15 protein-coding genes are annotated in these 15,144 nt (G+C 59.7%); 14 read left to right on the top strand and 1 reads right to left on the bottom strand.

The features are described from left to right. The first annotated feature begins 235 nt into the window (after nt 1-235). The 6 genes from LVY71_RS18315 to LVY71_RS18290 all read left to right on the top strand — a co-directional run bounded on the left by LVY71_RS18315 (nt 236) and on the right by LVY71_RS18290 (nt 6,769). Nucleotides 236-1,345 carry a methionine ABC transporter ATP-binding protein gene (locus tag LVY71_RS18315; RefSeq protein WP_235101271.1) on the top strand — a complete coding sequence of 370 codons (1,110 nt, stop codon included), beginning with the start codon at nt 236-238 and terminating at the stop codon, nt 1,343-1,345. Next, nucleotides 1,335-2,000 (top strand): methionine ABC transporter permease, encoded by a 666-nt coding sequence (locus tag LVY71_RS18310; RefSeq protein WP_235101270.1) that lies wholly within the window; start codon nt 1,335-1,337, stop codon nt 1,998-2,000. Before LVY71_RS18315 ends, LVY71_RS18310 begins: the two co-directional genes overlap by 11 nt. A gap of 24 nt (nt 2,001-2,024) precedes the next feature. Then, entirely contained in the window at nt 2,025-2,801 is a 777-nt protein-coding gene (locus tag LVY71_RS18305; RefSeq protein ID WP_235101269.1) for a MetQ/NlpA family ABC transporter substrate-binding protein, read from the top strand. 298 nt (nt 2,802-3,099) lie between these two features. Then, nucleotides 3,100-4,428, top strand: a complete 1,329-nt coding sequence (locus LVY71_RS18300; RefSeq protein ID WP_235101268.1) for an FAD-dependent oxidoreductase — start codon at nt 3,100-3,102, stop codon at nt 4,426-4,428. Nucleotides 4,429-4,439: 11 nt separating this feature from the next. After that, on the top strand, nt 4,440-5,183 hold the full coding sequence (locus LVY71_RS18295; RefSeq protein WP_235101267.1) for an enoyl-CoA hydratase/isomerase family protein: 744 nt from the start codon (nt 4,440-4,442) through the stop codon (nt 5,181-5,183). Next, nucleotides 5,180-6,769, top strand: coding sequence for an acyl CoA:acetate/3-ketoacid CoA transferase (locus LVY71_RS18290; protein WP_235101266.1), 1,590 nt, complete (start codon nt 5,180-5,182; stop codon nt 6,767-6,769). Before LVY71_RS18295 ends, LVY71_RS18290 begins: the two co-directional genes overlap by 4 nt. 30 nt (nt 6,770-6,799) lie before the next feature. Here the strand turns inward: LVY71_RS18290 and LVY71_RS18285 are convergent, their stop codons facing one another. Further along, complete coding sequence (locus LVY71_RS18285; RefSeq protein ID WP_235101265.1) at nt 6,800-7,480, bottom strand: GntR family transcriptional regulator; 681 nt, start codon at nt 7,478-7,480, stop codon at nt 6,800-6,802. A 229-nt stretch (nt 7,481-7,709) separates the two neighbouring features. Between LVY71_RS18285 and LVY71_RS18280 the strand changes: the two genes are divergently transcribed. The 8 genes from LVY71_RS18280 (at nt 7,710) to LVY71_RS18245 (ending at nt 15,139) form a co-directional block, all read left to right on the top strand. Then, nucleotides 7,710-8,885 (top strand): ABC transporter substrate-binding protein, encoded by a 1,176-nt coding sequence (locus LVY71_RS18280; RefSeq protein WP_235101264.1) that lies wholly within the window; start codon nt 7,710-7,712, stop codon nt 8,883-8,885. A 108-nt stretch (nt 8,886-8,993) separates the two neighbouring features. Further along, nucleotides 8,994-9,854, top strand: coding sequence for a branched-chain amino acid ABC transporter permease (locus LVY71_RS18275; protein WP_235101263.1), 861 nt, complete (start codon nt 8,994-8,996; stop codon nt 9,852-9,854). Then, nucleotides 9,851-10,789 (top strand): branched-chain amino acid ABC transporter permease, encoded by a 939-nt coding sequence (locus LVY71_RS18270; protein ID WP_235101262.1) that lies wholly within the window; start codon nt 9,851-9,853, stop codon nt 10,787-10,789. The genes LVY71_RS18275 and LVY71_RS18270 overlap by 4 nt, the downstream gene beginning before the upstream one ends. Further along, nucleotides 10,779-11,552 carry an ABC transporter ATP-binding protein gene (locus LVY71_RS18265; protein ID WP_235101261.1) on the top strand — a complete coding sequence of 258 codons (774 nt, stop codon included), beginning with the start codon at nt 10,779-10,781 and terminating at the stop codon, nt 11,550-11,552. Before LVY71_RS18270 ends, LVY71_RS18265 begins: the two co-directional genes overlap by 11 nt. After that, nucleotides 11,545-12,249 carry an ABC transporter ATP-binding protein gene (locus tag LVY71_RS18260; RefSeq protein ID WP_235101260.1) on the top strand — a complete coding sequence of 235 codons (705 nt, stop codon included), beginning with the start codon at nt 11,545-11,547 and terminating at the stop codon, nt 12,247-12,249. The genes LVY71_RS18265 and LVY71_RS18260 overlap by 8 nt, the downstream gene beginning before the upstream one ends. A 1-nt stretch (nt 12,250) precedes the next feature. Beyond that, the gene (locus LVY71_RS18255; protein WP_235101259.1) at nt 12,251-13,006 is read left to right on the top strand and encodes an enoyl-CoA hydratase/isomerase family protein; all 756 of its coding nucleotides are present in this window, start codon (nt 12,251-12,253) and stop codon (nt 13,004-13,006) included. 39 nt (nt 13,007-13,045) lie between these two features. Further along, nucleotides 13,046-14,188, top strand: a complete 1,143-nt coding sequence (locus LVY71_RS18250; protein WP_235101258.1) for an acyl-CoA dehydrogenase family protein — start codon at nt 13,046-13,048, stop codon at nt 14,186-14,188. 297 nt (nt 14,189-14,485) lie between these two features. Next, nucleotides 14,486-15,139, top strand: coding sequence for a GntR family transcriptional regulator (locus LVY71_RS18245; protein ID WP_235101257.1), 654 nt, complete (start codon nt 14,486-14,488; stop codon nt 15,137-15,139). The last annotated feature ends 5 nt before the right edge of the window (nt 15,140-15,144 follow it).

Raw genomic sequence — 15,144 nt, 5'->3', positions numbered from 1 at the left:
ATGTCACGGTCTGTTGTCTCTACGCGCCAGACCTTTTTGCGAGGCTGCGATGCAATATTGGGTAGAACAGAGCGACTGCGCGGCCTCGCCAATTCGAAAAAATCTTTCAGTGTTCGCGCGTACGTAACCGACGTATTGCTTTGTCGCATAGGTGCATTGCAGCGCATCAATTTTCTGATAGTCAAAGGAGGCCGCCTTTGCGCGGCTTTGTCACATCACGGAACCGACTCATCAGATGAACGCGCCCTGGCCACAGCGAAGTGGAACGCCATTGCATGCGGGTCTTTCGCTACCATCGTCGTCGGGGATTGTCCTCGAGGATATTCGAAAGGTCTATCCGGCGCGAAAGGGCTCCGGCGAGGTCGTCGCGCTCGACGGCATCAATCTGCAAGTGCCGGAAGGGGCCATCCTCGGCGTCATCGGCCGCAGCGGCGCCGGCAAGTCTTCGCTGATCCGTCTTATCAACGGTCTCGAACGCCCGACGCTAGGCTCCGTTCGCGTCAGCGGCACTGAGATCACGGCGCTCGATGAGCCCGCGCTGCGACAGGAGCGGCGCTCCATAGGGATGATCTTCCAGCATTTCAATCTGCTGTCATCCCGGACGGCCTTTCAGAACATTGCGCTGCCTCTCGAAATTGCCGATGTCGCGAAAAGCGAAATCGTCAAAAGGGTCGAGCCCCTACTCGACATGGTGGGGCTGGTCGACAAGCGCGACCGCTATCCCGCTGAATTGTCCGGTGGCCAGAAGCAGCGAGTCGGTATTGCCCGCGCGCTCGCGACCAATCCTAGCGTCCTGCTGTCTGACGAGGCGACGTCCGCGCTCGATCCGGAGACGACCGATCAAATTCTCGCGCTATTGAAGCGGATCAACAGCGAACTTCGCCTCACCATCCTTTTCATCACCCACGAAATGGCGGTGGTGAAAGCCCTTGCCGATCGCGTCGCCGTGCTGGAACACGGCAGGATTGTCGAGGAGGGAACGACACTCGATATTTTTGCGTCGCCGCAGCACGAGGTCACGAAGCGTTTCGTTGGTTCAGTGACCGGCAGTCGGACGCCGGAATGGCTGCTGGCCCGGCTCAAGGCGGTACAGCAGCTGGGCGATCAGGCGGTGTTTCAGGTGTCATTCAAGGGCGTCGATGCGAGCGGGCCGCTGGTGTCGCATATCTCGCGGACATTCGATGTCGATGTGAACATCCTCTATGGACAGGTCGAGTCCATCGCGGGCCATCCGTTCGGCACGCTCATCGTTTCCGTGCCGTCGTCGCCTGATCTCGTGGGCAAGATCATTGAACATCTCAAATCCGGCGGTAATGCCGTGGAGCACCTTGGCTATGTCTCCTGAACTTCTGCAAATGATCGTCTGGTCGACCCTCGATACGCTGACGATGGTAGCGCTGGCTGGCCTGTTCGGAACGCTGATCGGCCTCCCGCTTGGGATTTTCCTTGCGACCAGCCGGGCCAACGAGCTGTTTCCGGCCCCGGCCGTCAATCGCATCGTGGGACTCATCGTTAATGCGACGCGCTCGACGCCGTTCATCATCCTGGTTGTCGCCATTGTGCCGCTGACCCGCCTGATCGCCGGAACGTCGATCGGTACCGCCGCGGCCACTGTGCCGCTGACGATTGCGGCGACGCCGTTCATCGCCCGCGTCATCGAGGCGGCGATCCGCGAGGTCGATCAGGGATTGATCGAGGCCGCGCGTGCTTTCGGGGCTAGCCCGTTGCAGATCGTGCGCAAAGTTCTGCTGCCGGAGGCGATGCCGGGGGTCACGCTCGCATTGACACTTACCGCGGTCAGCCTGATCGGCTATTCGGCCATGGTCGGCGCGGTCGGCGGCGGGGGTCTCGGCGATCTCGGAATTCGCTACGGCTACCAGCGCTTCATGCCCGAGGTGATGCTGACCGTCGTGCTGGTGTTGATTGCGCTGGTCCAGAGCGTCCAGACCATCGGTGACACCATTGCCCGGCGTCTCGACAAACGTTCGCGGCATTCCTGAATCATCAATAAGGAGTTGTTTTCCATGCGTACGCTGACAGCGTCCATCATTGCTCTTGCCACATTGATCGGTGCCGCCCGGGCAGAAACGATCAGGGTCGGCGTCACAGCCGGGCCGCACGCCGAGGTGCTTGACGTCGTGCGCAAGGTTGCTGCTGAACGCGGCCTCGACATCAAGGTGATCGAGTTCACGGATTATGTGGTGCCGAACCAGGCTTTGGCGCAGAAGGATCTGGAGGCTAATTCGTTCCAGCACGAACCCTATCTCAAGAACCAGATATCGAAGACCAACTGGAAGATCGTCAAGGTTGCGAACACCATCGCGTCGCCGCAGGGCGTCTATTCGATCAAGTACAAGAAACTGGCGGATCTGCCCGAGGGTGCGCGCGTGGCGATCGCCAACGATCCGTCCAATGGTGCGCGGGGGTTGCTGATCCTTTCTGAGCAAGGGCTGATCAAGCTGAAGCCGGGCGTCGGCGTGACGGCAACGATCGCCGACATCGCGGAAAATCCGAAGAAGCTGAAATTCGTCGAACTCGACGCCGCGCAACTTCCACGCTCCTTGCAGGATGTCGATCTGGTTTCGATCAACAACAACTATGCCGTTCAGGCGGGTCTCAATCCGGCGAAGGATGCCATCGCGCGCGAAAGCCTCGAAGGGCCGTGGATCAACATTCTCGCGGTGCGCGAGGAGGACAAGGACAAGTCGTGGGTCAAGGACCTGATCGCCGCTTACCGCTCAGAGCCGGTCAAGAAGTTCCTCGATACCCGCTTCAAGGGCACTTACATCGCAACGTGGTGAACATGACCGTGTTCCCGGTCTGCTGAAGTCCCGGGTTGCTACGTATTACCAAGGAAAAGGCCGGCAGATGATGCCGGCCTTTCGATTCCGGGCCGCCGCGTGGCTTTACTATGCCGCCAGGATAGTGCCGTTGAATCTCTCTCAGAGAACTCCCGGACCGTGGGGGAACGACAGATTTCGTCAAACCGCGCTGGCCTCTCACGCCGTTGCACTGCCGCATTCTGAGGCGGTTGCAAGGCTGCTCGTTTTGCATTATGAGATACCAATAGTGCATCACTAAGATATCAGAGGTCGAGCCTTGGATTTTCGCGACGCCAGCCGGGTTGATACAGATGTTGTGGTTGTCGGAGGCGGCGCGGCCGGTGTGGCGGCCGCGATTTCAGCCGCACGGCAGGGGCTGAAGGTTACCCTGATCGAGCGATATGGGTTCTGCGGCGGCGGTGCGGTTGCCGGCCTGTCCGGAACCGTTTGCGGTCTCTATGAGGCGACGGAAAATCTCACCGCAGGCCCGAAGCAGGTGGTTTTCGGCTTTGCGGATGAATTCTGTCGTCGTCTCGAGTCGATGGGAGGTCTCGCGGATCCCGTTCTCTACGGGAAGACGTGGGCGAGGGTGCACGATCCTCATGTCTGGCGAGAAGCCGCGGACGCCATGCTCCGGGAGGCGGGCGTGGACATCGTGTTTCACGCGGTTGCAACTGGCGTTCATATGGATGGTGATCGCATCGCGGGCCTGAAGGTCTGGACCAAGCAGGGGCCGCTCGATGCGCGCGCCAAGATTGTGATCGACGCCAGCGGCGACGCGGATGTGGTGGCCATGGCGGGTCTGCCCAATTTCGTCGGCGACCAGGGTCGGGTGCAGAATCCTACGATGATCTTCCGCATGCTCGGTGTCGATATCGATCGCTTCATCGCGGAGTACGGTGCGGACACCATCATGCCGGAGAAAATCTCGGCGATGATCCGGGCCAAGCATAACGCCGGCGACTATGTGCTGCCCCGCGCGAAAATCTGGCTATTCGCGACCACGCGGCCGAACGAGTTGCTCTGCAACTGCACGCGCGTGATCGGTCCCGATGGACGTGAGTTGAACACGCTATTCGCTCGCGATTTCACCGATGCCGAAATCGAGGGGCGGCTTCAGGCGCGGGAGTATGCGCGGTTCTTTCACGACAATCTTGTGGGCTGCGAGAACGCCTTTCTCAACGACACCGGCGTTCAAGTGGGGGTCCGCCAAACGCGTCAGGTTTCCGGCGTCAAGCGTCTTATGAATTCCGACGTGGTGCAAGGAACGAAGTTCGCCGACGGCATTGCGGTTTCGCCATGGCCGATCGAGCTTCATTCGGGCGAGAAGCCGAAAGTCGAATGGTTGCTTAACGACTATTACGAAGTTCCTTACGGCTGTTTCGTTCCGGAGCGGGGCGAAGGATTGCTGGTGGCGGGCCGCTGCTTGTCAGCTGAGCATGAAGCGGTCGCGTCGGCGCGCGTGACGGCGCAATGCTTTGCTTATGGGCACGCCATCGGTCACGCCGCGGTCATGGCGGTCCGGAACGATCTATCACCCCGTGAAATCCGCGGACAGGATGTCCGCGCAGCTGTGAATGCTGACGGCGCACGTATAGGCCAATAGGATACCTTGAGATGATAAAGTCCCAGTTACAGGGAGCGGTTGCGGTCGTGACCATCGACCGGCCGCAGCGCCGCAACGCGTTGGGTTCGGATCTGATGGCGCAACTGGGCGCGGCGCTGGCTGAAGCCGAGCACAACAAGGATGTGCGATCGATCGTGTTAACGGGTGCGCCCCCGGCATTCTGTGCGGGCAGCGACCTGAAGGAACTGGCGGGTCTGTCGATCGCCGAAATGTGTCACCACGAAGCGGTGACGGCAGCTTTTGCGCGTGCGATCGGGTACCGAGCCAAGCCGGTGATCGCTGCGGTGGAAGGCTACGCCCTCGGTGGCGGATTTATTCTTGCAGCGTCGTGCGACATTGTCGTGAGCGCATCCAACGCGCGCTGGCATTTACCGGAAGCGCCGAACGGCTGGTTGCCACCGTGGGGGCTGACGGCGCTGATCGCGCGGGTCGGGCCGGTGCGGGCGCGGCGGCTGACATGGGGCGCGAAACCCATCGATGCGGTCGAGGCGGAGCGCATTGGCCTCGTCGATGATCTGGCGGAGCCTGGCGCAGCGTTGTCCCATGCAATGGATGTTGCGAACCACCTCACGACAGTTCCGCCGGAAGCTATTGCATCCACCAAGCGATTCTTTGAACCCTTCATCATGGCTGACGCGGAGCGCCTAGATGAAGTGGCATCGCGCGAATTCGCGCTGAACTGCGAGTCGCCAAGTTCCAAGAAAACCTTCGAGCGTTTCACGGTGAAGTCATGAGCAAGATTGTTGATGCTGCCGCGGCGGTGGCATCCATTCCGGATGGTTCGTCGGTCGGTTGTGTCGGTGTGATCGGATGGGTGACACCCGATACGTTGCTCAAGGCACTGGGCGATCGCTTCCGCGAGGAAGCGGCGCCGCGGAATCTGACGTTCTATTTTCCGGTAGGCACCGGTGATGCCCAAGGGATCAAGGGCATGGATCACGTCGCCCAAGAAGGGCTGATGAAGCGCATCGTCGGCGGTTCCTACATCAATCCGGTCGATCCCGTGACCGGCAAGCGGCCCGAGCTGATGCGTCTGATCCGCGAAAACAAGATCGAAGCTTATTCGTGGCCAATCGGAGCCACCATGCACTGGCTGCGCGAGGTGGCCCGCCGAAGTCCGGGTTATATGACCCGCGTTGGCCTCGACACGTACATCGATCCAAAGCACGGCGGCGGTCGCTTCACCGAGCGCGCAAGGGACGATCTCGTCAAGCGCATCGAGTTCGACGGCAGTCCCTATCTGTTTTATCCGGCCTGGAAGCTTGACACCGTCTTTATCTGCGCATCGTCTTCGGATGAATATGGTAATCTCTCATTCGAGAATGACGCGCTTGTCTCTTCGAATATTGCGCTGGCGCTGGCCGCAAAAGGAAGCGGAGGGCGCGTGATTGCGCAGGTCCGCCGTCAGGTTGCGCACGCCGAGAGGCCCGCCTCCGATGTCCGGATTCCCGGCATGTACGTGGATGCGGTGGTCGTCGACCCGAACATGATGATGACTACGGATGTAAAGTTCGACGCCGCCTTTTTCGGTGGTTCGCGCAAGCCGCTGTCACAGCTTCCGCCTATCCCGATGTCAGCGGACAAGGTCGTCGCGATGCGCGCGGCTCAGGAAGTTCGCAAGCGCGAACTTTCGATCTTCGGTTTTGGCGCGGCTGCGGACGTTCCCCTCGTCATGGCCGAACAGGGGAAGTTCGCCAACGGGGGACTGCAAGACTACTGGTTCACGACCGAGCACGGTTCATACGGCGGTATCGTCATGTCCGGCTGGCAGTTTTCGGCGAATCTCAATCCGGATGCCATCCTCGATGGCGTCTATCAATTCGACGCGATCGACGGCGGTCTTTGTCAGTTCGCAGCGCTGGCCTTCGCTCAGTTCGATGAGAAGGGCACGGTCAATGTCTCGAAGTTCGGTGTGGCGAATCCCGGAGCAGGGGGGTTCATCGATATTGCCGAGAACGCGAGGCGGCTCGTGTTCACAGGAACTTTTACGACGGGCGGGCTCGAAGTCGATTTCGACGGCGGCAAGCTGCGCATCGTGAAGGAAGGCAAGGTGCGCAAGTTCGTCCCCAGCGTCGAGCACATTACATACTCGGTCGCATCAGGCGTCGCGCGCGGTCAGAGCGCGCAGGTCATCACCGAGCGCGCTGTGTTCGATGTCACGCCAAAGGGGTTGATTCTTACCGAGGTTGCGCCCGGTATCGACGTGCGTCGCGACGTGCTCGAGCAGATGGAATTTGCGCCGCTGAAGATGGCCGATCAGCTCAAGGAGATGGACGCGGCATTCTTCGCGTCATCCTTGCACGATCGGAAGGCGGGTTGAGGCCTGTTTCTGTAATTTTGGCGTCGGCATCTACAACGCGCCGACGCTGAGATTGAATATTCGACGGGTATAGCTTTCGATCTGATCCATGAGCGCGTTGGCTTTCTCGACGGCCAGTTTTTCATCCTGCTGAACGACGGCCCGTGCGCGCTCGGCGTGAAGCGAGCCCATCGCGCCGAGATTCTGGAGATCTCTCTCATAGCGGTAGTAGAACCGCCGGGACATGGCATGGAGCGGAGAAATCGATTTGGCCGCGAAGGGATTTCCCGACGCCGTCGCGATCAGGTGGTTCGCGTTGAAGACCTCGCGCAGATACTTTTGCAGATTGCCCTTGGCGCCGGCGTTGTCGATCTCCCGCGCAGCCACGGTCAGCAATTCTTTCTCGGATGCGGAAATGCGGAGCGCGGCACGCCTTGAAATGAAGGCTTCGAGTTCGCGCCGGAATTCGATCACGAGCAACTGCTCATGAACGTTGATTTCCGTGATCATCAAACCATGCCGCGGCAAGATACTGACGAGGTAATCCCCCTGGAGACGTTTCACCGCCTCGCGGACCGGCGTTCGTCCAATGCCGATCTGATCGGCCAGACCCTCTTCGGACCAGTGGCTGCCTGGAGGGAGCTGCAACGTGACAATCATTTCCTCCAGCCGGCGGTGGGCCATGTCGGCCTGGGACTCGGTCGGGGGCGCAATTCCGGTTTTCCTAGCCATGTGATGATGAAAACCTCAAAACAGATCTGCCGGGCACGACTCGCTTCGCGATACTACGTTACCGGGTTCAAATAGCGCAGGCGCACAAACAAGGACAGTGCGCTGCACACAATCACCAATGATCTTCACAAGCAGCCGTCCTCGTGCGGAAAGCGTTGACCGTCAGTTTGTAATATATTACTAGTACGTCACTTGAATAATACAACACCGTTCGGGGAGGAACAGTGGAATGTTCGAAATAAAGAAAACTTGCGTCGCCGCCATTGCAATGGCGGCCGTGTCGTTCAGCCCAATGGCTGTCGCCCAGGAAACGGTAAAGCTGGGGCAGATCGAGGCCCTGACCGGCGCGACTGCGACATACGGATGGATGTCCGCGCAGGGCACCAAGGTCGCTGTTGAAGAGATCAACGCCAAGGGCGGCTTCAAGGTCGGCGACAAGACCTACAAGATTCAGTTGCTGCAGATGGATACGCGCGGCGAGCCGCGCGAGGCGACCGTGCAATTCCGCAAGATGATGGAAGAGAACGTTCAGTTCGTCTTCGGACCGTTCCTGACCAACGTGTTCAATGCGATCGAGCCGATTGCCAACCAGAACAACGGCAAGTTCTTGCTGTTTGCCGGCGCAACGTCCGCGCACCACGCATTGGGCAAGCCGGATCACGACTATCTGCTGCGCACCTGGAATTGGGATGCTGGGCAGTCGGGCTTCGGCAAGCTGATGGTCGACTACCTGAAAAAGCTGAATACCAAAAAGGTGGCGATGCTTTTCCAGAACGATGCCTTCGGCAAGACTGCCGTCGACATCTATACCGGCTTGTTCAAGGATGCCGGCATTGAGCTGCAGGTCGAACTCTTCGAGCCGGGCACCAAGGACTTCAGCGCAGCGCTCGCCAAGCTCGCGTCTGGCAAGCCGGACATTCTCTTTCCGGGCTACTCGGATGCGGTGCTGTACGACATCGTGCGCCAGTCCACGGAATCGGGCTTCGGCAACCGCTTCTTCCTGGTGCGTGGCTCGATCGGCCCGGCGCTCAAGAACAAGGACACGATTGCCGACTACATCGCCTACGTTCCGAAGTACTTCGAGGAAGCCGAGAAGACCGAGCCGAAGACCAAGGCTTTCGTCGAGAGCTACAAGAAGATTCACAAGCGTGACTTCCCGTACGATCAGGCACCGCTTTGCTCGTCCTCCTGCTATGACCACGTCTACATGCTTGTCGAAGCCATGCAGAAAGCGGGTACGGTCAGCGACGTCGCCAAGATCCGCAAGGTGCTGTCGGAAATGACCTACGACGGCTTGTGGAAGATCAAGTACGACCAGACCGGCGAAGCAGTCTTCGGATTTGACGTCGTGCATGTCCGCAAGGGTGGCACGATCGAGGTCGTCAAGTTCGACCCGACCAAATAGCGAGAGGAGAGGCGGCGCCCTCGCCTATCCAGGGCGCCGCTTCCCGATCGTTCAACTGCACATGTTGGTGTTTTTCGCGGAGCCAATCCGCAACGGGTACTCTTATCCATGACACAGCTCATTCTCGGTCAGCTGCTCAACGGCATTATTGTCGGTTCGCTCTACGGCATCATTGCGCTTGGTGTGACGCTGACGTTCGGGCTCACCGGCATCGTGAATTTTGCGCTCGGAGCGTTTATGATGCTCGGCGCCTACAGCACGTGGTATCTCTACGATGTGAATCACCTTCCTTATCCGGTGGCGGTGATCGGCGCCGTTCTCATTGTCAGCATCATCGGCTATCTGTCCGACCTGATGCTGTTCCGCTTCACGCGCGGCAATCTCGTGAACGGTCTTCTGGTTTCGATCGGGCTAATCTCGGTATTCGAGGCGCTTATCCTTGCGGCGTTTACGACGACGCCGAAAGATCTGACCTATGTTCTGCCGGGCGCGTTTCAGGTTGCGGGCATGTTCCTGCCGAAAATCAAGGTCGTCGTCTGCCTTGTCTTCCTCGCGATCATCTTCGGCACTTATCTGGCGCTGACGCGGACATGGCTCGGCCGCGCCGCGTTTGCCTATGCGCAGAATCCGGAAGCCGCGGCGCTGATGGGAATTCGCACTGAGCGCCTCCAAACCATCGTCGTTGTCTACTCCACCGCGCTCGCCGGGCTCGGAGGCGGACTTTATGCAAGCATGTACTCGCTCGAGCCGACCATCGGCGCAGCCTACATTTTGAAGGCGGTTGAGGCCGCGATCCTTGCCGGTGTCGGCAGCGTGATCGGCGCGCTCGGCGGCGGCATTATTCTGGGCGTGAGTGAAAACATCGGGTCGGTGTTCTTTCCGTCTGCCTTCCGCGATGCGTATGGGCTCGTTTTCCTCATCGCCATCCTTCTTGTTCGCCCGAGCGGGCTGTTCGGAGATAAGTCATGAGATTTGCTATCCTAGGCGGTCTGCTCGTTGCGCTGGTGGCGCCATGGTTCGTCAAAAGCGATTCCACGCTGGCGATCGCCATTTATGGCTTCATGGCGGCGTCGCTTGCCGTCAGCTTCAATCTGATCTTCGGCTTCACTGGCCAGTTGTCGATGTTCCATGCCGCTTCGTTTGGCGTATCGGCCTACGTGGTGACGATCCTTGTTACGAGCTTCGGCTGGAATTTCTGGCTTGCCATTCCCTGCGCTCTCGCACTGGTAATGGCACTGTCCATTCTCGTCGGCACGATCTGCTTCCGCTTCAAGCTGAAAGAGTTCTACTTCGCCGTCGTCACCATGGCGTTTTCGGAAGTGCTGCGGCTGATCACGCTCAACTGGAACAGTGTCACCAACGGCTCGCTCGGCATTACGGTGGTCGAGAAGCCGTCGCTGTGGACACCATGGGGTTCGCTCACATTCTCGAGCGGGTTTTCCTGGTACTACGTGACGCTGGCTCTGCTGGTTGTCATCTACATTATCTGCCAGCGCGTGCTCGGCTCGTGGATCGGCCAATGCCTTGCCGCCATCCGCCTGAACGACCAATTGGGTGAAACGCTCGGTATCGATGTCTTCAAGTACAAGCTGCTCAGCTTTGCCATCGGCAGTGCGCTCGCCGGTCTCGTCGGCGCGTTCTACGGCTTCTACGCCGGGTTCGTCGAGCCGCACTACCTGTCGATCACGCTCGGCCTCGATATCGTGGCGATGGTCCTGCTTGGCGGCATCAACTCGCTGATCGGCCCTGTGATCGGCGCGCTTTTGCTGACCGCGCTGCCTCACATGATCGAGCTTAGCGCCGAACTTCGCATCGCGCTTTACGGCGCCATCCTCATCTTCGTGATCCTGGTCATGCCGAAGGGCATCATGGGTCTTTTGTCGAGCAGAAAAAATGCTGCTTAATATCAAGAACCTCACAAAGCGCTTTGGCGGCCTGACCGCCGTTTCCAATGTCACGTTAGGTATCGAACGCGGCGAGATCATCGGCATCTTCGGACCGAACGGTTCGGGCAAGACGACGACGCTCAGTCTCATTGCCGGCATCCTGAAGCCGACAAGCGGCGAGATCATCTGGAAGGGTGAGAACATCAATGCGCTTACGCCGTTCCAGGTCGCACAGCAGGGATTGGTCAAGACCTTCCAGAACCCGCAGCTCTTTCCGGAACTGACCGTCGCGGAGCACATGCGCATCGCATGTCATCTTCACGTCAAGCGCGCGCTTGGCGCGGGACGCCTGCGAACGCTGTTTGGTAAGGGTGCGACGGCAGATCTTGAAAAGACACTAAGCAAAAAGATCGATCAGATGCTCGAGTTGTGCCGACTCTATAAACATCGCAACGACGAGGCAGGCTCGCTGTCCTACGGCGGCGAGAAGATGCTCGGCGTGGCTATGGGGATGGTTTGCGATCCGGAGCTGCTGCTGCTGGACGAGCCGGCTTCGGGGCTCGGCCACGACGAGATCACCAATCTCGACGCCGTGCTTCGCGATCTGAAAACCCATGGCGTGACGCTCTGCATCATCGATCACAAGGTGGGCTTTCTCGGACGTCTGGCCGACCGATCTATCGCCCTGCATCACGGGGCCGTTATCGCTTCCGGAACGACCGCCGACGTTCTCGCCAACGACGCCGTCGTGACCGCCTATCTGGGCAAGAAACATGCTTGATCTGAAAAATCTTAACGTCAGCTACGGCAAGCAAAAGGTTCTGCGTGATGTGAGCCTCTCGCTTCAGGAGCGGGAAGTCGTCGCTCTCATCGGTTCGAACGCAGCCGGAAAATCCACGACGCTGAGGACGATTGCGGGTCTCAAAAAGGCCGACTCCGGAACGATCGGCTTTGACAGTAAGGACATTTCAGCGCTGCCCACCGTGGAGCGCGTCCAATCGGGGCTGGTTCTGGTGCCGGAAGGACGCCAGATCTTTCCGCGTCTCACCGTCCACGAGAACCTGCTGATGGGCGCCTATCACCGTGCCGACCGCAACGATCTCGGTGGTGATCTCGAACGCATCTTCACAATGTTTCCTCGACTCCGGGAACGTCGCATTCAGCGCGCGGGCTCAATGTCGGGCGGTGAGCAGCAGATGCTGGCCATCGGCCGCGGCCTGATGTCACGCCCCAAGGTTATGCTGCTCGACGAGCCGACGCTCGGCCTTGCGCCGATCATCATTGAGGAGCTTGGAGCGATCGTCAGGAATCTCGCGCGGGAGGGTCTGGCGATTCTTCTGGCCGAGCAGAACGCCATGATGGCGCTGGGTTGCGCCGACCGCGCCTATATCCTGCAATCGGGCAGCATCGTCATGAATGGCGACGCCAGGCAGCTCTCGGAGACTCCCGAGGTCAAGCAAATGTATCTCGGCACATGATATGAGTATTGAAGAGAAAGTCGTTGGTATCGAGATGCGTGGTGGGGTGGCGATGGTGACGCTGCTGCGTTCCGCTCGCCGCAATGCCATGGACCAGGCGCTGGTCGATGGCGTGAAGGACGCGCTTCTTAAACTTGACCGCGACAAGGATGTTGGTGCGATCGTCTTGGTTGGCGCGGCGCCGGGGTTCTCCGCTGGCAGCGATCTCAAGTTCATCGGTAATCTTGATCTTGAGGCCATGGGCCGCTTCGAGCAGGAGTGCGGCGATCTCGGGCGGTTGATGGGTTTCCTCGAAACGCCCATCGTCGCTGCCGTCGAGATGTTCGCAGTTGGAGGCGGTTTCACCCTGGCAACGAGTTGCGACATCGTGGTCGCAGGACGCGGATCGCAGTGGAGCTTGCCCGAGGTGCCGCATGGCTGGCTGACCCCTTGGGGCATCAAGTCGCTGGTGTCACGTGTCGGCTTGGTCAAGGCGCGGCAACTTTGTTTTTGCCTCGAGGTGCTCGACGGCGAAGCCGCGCGCGCGATCGGCGTGGTTGATTATTGTTGCGACGATGGCAAGGCACTTGAGACGGCTCTGAGCATCGCCCAGAAAATCGCGAACCTGCCGCGGCCCGCAGTGCGTGCGACCAAGCGCTTCTTTTCCAATTACATGATGGAAGATGCCGAGGCGATGGACTTCGAGGCGAACCGCCTCTTTCTCGACAATTGCCGCGAGACAGCCGCGCAGCAAACTCTCGCCAAGTACCGGCGCTGACGCACGACCAAAGACAGTATAACGAGCAGGACAGGCACGATGCTACTCGATCTGAACGAAGACGAAACCATGCTGCGCAACGGTTTGCAGCAGTTTGCGGAAGGTTCGTTGCGCCCCAAGATCAAGGCGTTTGCCGATGAACACAAATTCCCGATCGAGCTGATGAAGGAATTTCTCGCGCTCGGTTTCATGGGCACGGCTTACGACCCCAATTTCGGTGGGGGCGGCCTTGGTACCCGTGGCGCTGCAATCGTTGCCGAGCAGCTCGCTCGGATCGAACCGGGTTTTGCTGCGATCTATCTTTGCAACAGCGCGCCAATGACGACCATTGCCCGTTACGGTTCGGATAAGATCAAGAAGGAGTGGCTTGAGCCGCTGTGCCGGGGCGACATGGTCGCATCGTTCGGCGTCACGGAGCCGAGCGGCGGCTCCGACGTCGCCAGCGTCAAGATGCGCGCAGTGGAGGACGGCGATTCGTTCGTGCTCTCCGGCTCGAAGGTGTTCTCAACCAACGCCGGCACGCCGCTGCACGGCGTCACCACCTTCGTCGCGGTAACAGACCCAGATCTCGGCCCACGTGGCCTTTCGACCTTCGTGGTGCCAGTCGGTACACCCGGCTTCACGGTCGGCAAACCCGGTCGCAAGATCGGCTGGCGCATCGCGGATTCCGTTGAACTGTTCCTCGATGAATGCCGCATTCCCAAGGCCAATATCATTGGCAATCGCGGCGACGGCCTGAAGCAGATTCTCACCACGCTGAGCATCGGACGTATTCTTGTTGCCGCGACTGCGCTGGGTCTTGCCCGCAAGGCAGTCGATCTCGCGAAGTCCTATGGCAACAATCGCAAGGTCGGCGGCGTTCCGGTGTTCAACCATCAGGGCCTGACATTTCCGCTTGCGGATGCGCTGACAAATATTCATGCCGCTGAACTCATGATCCGAAACGCGTCATGTCTCGCAGACGCGGACCGGCCGTTCCGCCTCGAAACCTCAATGACAAAACTGTTTGCCACTGAGATGGCCGGCGAGGCCGCCGACATCGCCCTTCAAGTCCATGGCGGATACGGCGCGTTCGAGGAATACGATGTATCGAGCCTGCCGGGCGAGGCGCGGGTGCTCCGGATTCTGGAAGGAACCAGCGAGATCCAGCGTCTGGTGATTGCCCGCGAATTGTCCGCCTAGGTCACCTGCGCAGCGGTGATCCTGATTGCCTGCCGCGGCCGCGCTGACTTACTCGGAGCCCCGCTGCGCGGCGCTTGGGCGCAGCGTGTTCAACGATTCTTGTGCGGGGAAGCGAAAAAGCGTTGAGCCCGAGCGCTTTAGACGCATAATGCGCGTGTTCGCATCCGGCTTTATGACATTCTGCCCTGGCTGCCGATCGATAAACGGAGCATTCAACCGTTGGCAACAGCGAAGGTGCCTAAACGTGCGGGCCGCAGGCAGACAGGCCGCGCAACCGGTTCTCGGCCCCGGCGCGAGATGTCTGTGTCCGAGCTGCCTTCCGAACTGTCGATGACGGACCGGGCCTACGCTGAACTCGAAGAGATGATCGTCACGCTGCGGCTTGAGCCGGGCACAGTGCTCTCGGAGGCAGTGTTGGCTAAACTCTTGAAGATCGGGCGCACGCCGATCCGGGAGGCGCTTCAGCGGCTGTCGCGCGATGGCCTTGTGAATATCCTGCCCCGGCGCGGCATTCTGGTATCCGAGATCAATCTGCACAGTCAGTTGCGGCTGCTTGAAGTGCGGCGGGAACTTGAGCGCCTGATGGCTCGCGCTGCGGCGGAGCGTGCCAACGACGCCGAGCGCAAAAAATTCGCCGTTATCGCCGAGAGCATGAGACGCGCGTCGCTTGAATCCGATGCGATGGCGTTCATGCGGCTCGATCAGGAGTTCAACGCGCTGATTTCCGCGACGGCGCGCAACGAGTTCGCCAGCCGTTCCATGGGCCTGATGCACGGTCTGTCGCGCAGATTCTGGTATCAGCACTATCGAGAGACTGCCGATCTGCCGCTCGCCGCGCGGCTGCATGCGGAAGTCGCCGAAGCCATCGCGGAGCGCGATCCAGATCGCGCGGGTGCTGCTTCCGACCGGCTGGTCGGCTATATCGAAAGTTTCGCGCGATCCACGCTTTGACGGGA

The organism is Bradyrhizobium sp. G127 (assembly GCF_021502575.1).
In the GTDB taxonomy this organism is placed as follows: domain Bacteria; phylum Pseudomonadota; class Alphaproteobacteria; order Rhizobiales; family Xanthobacteraceae; genus Afipia.
Note: the sequence above shows the minus strand (reverse complement) of the source record. Positions and strands in the feature narration are given on the sequence as shown.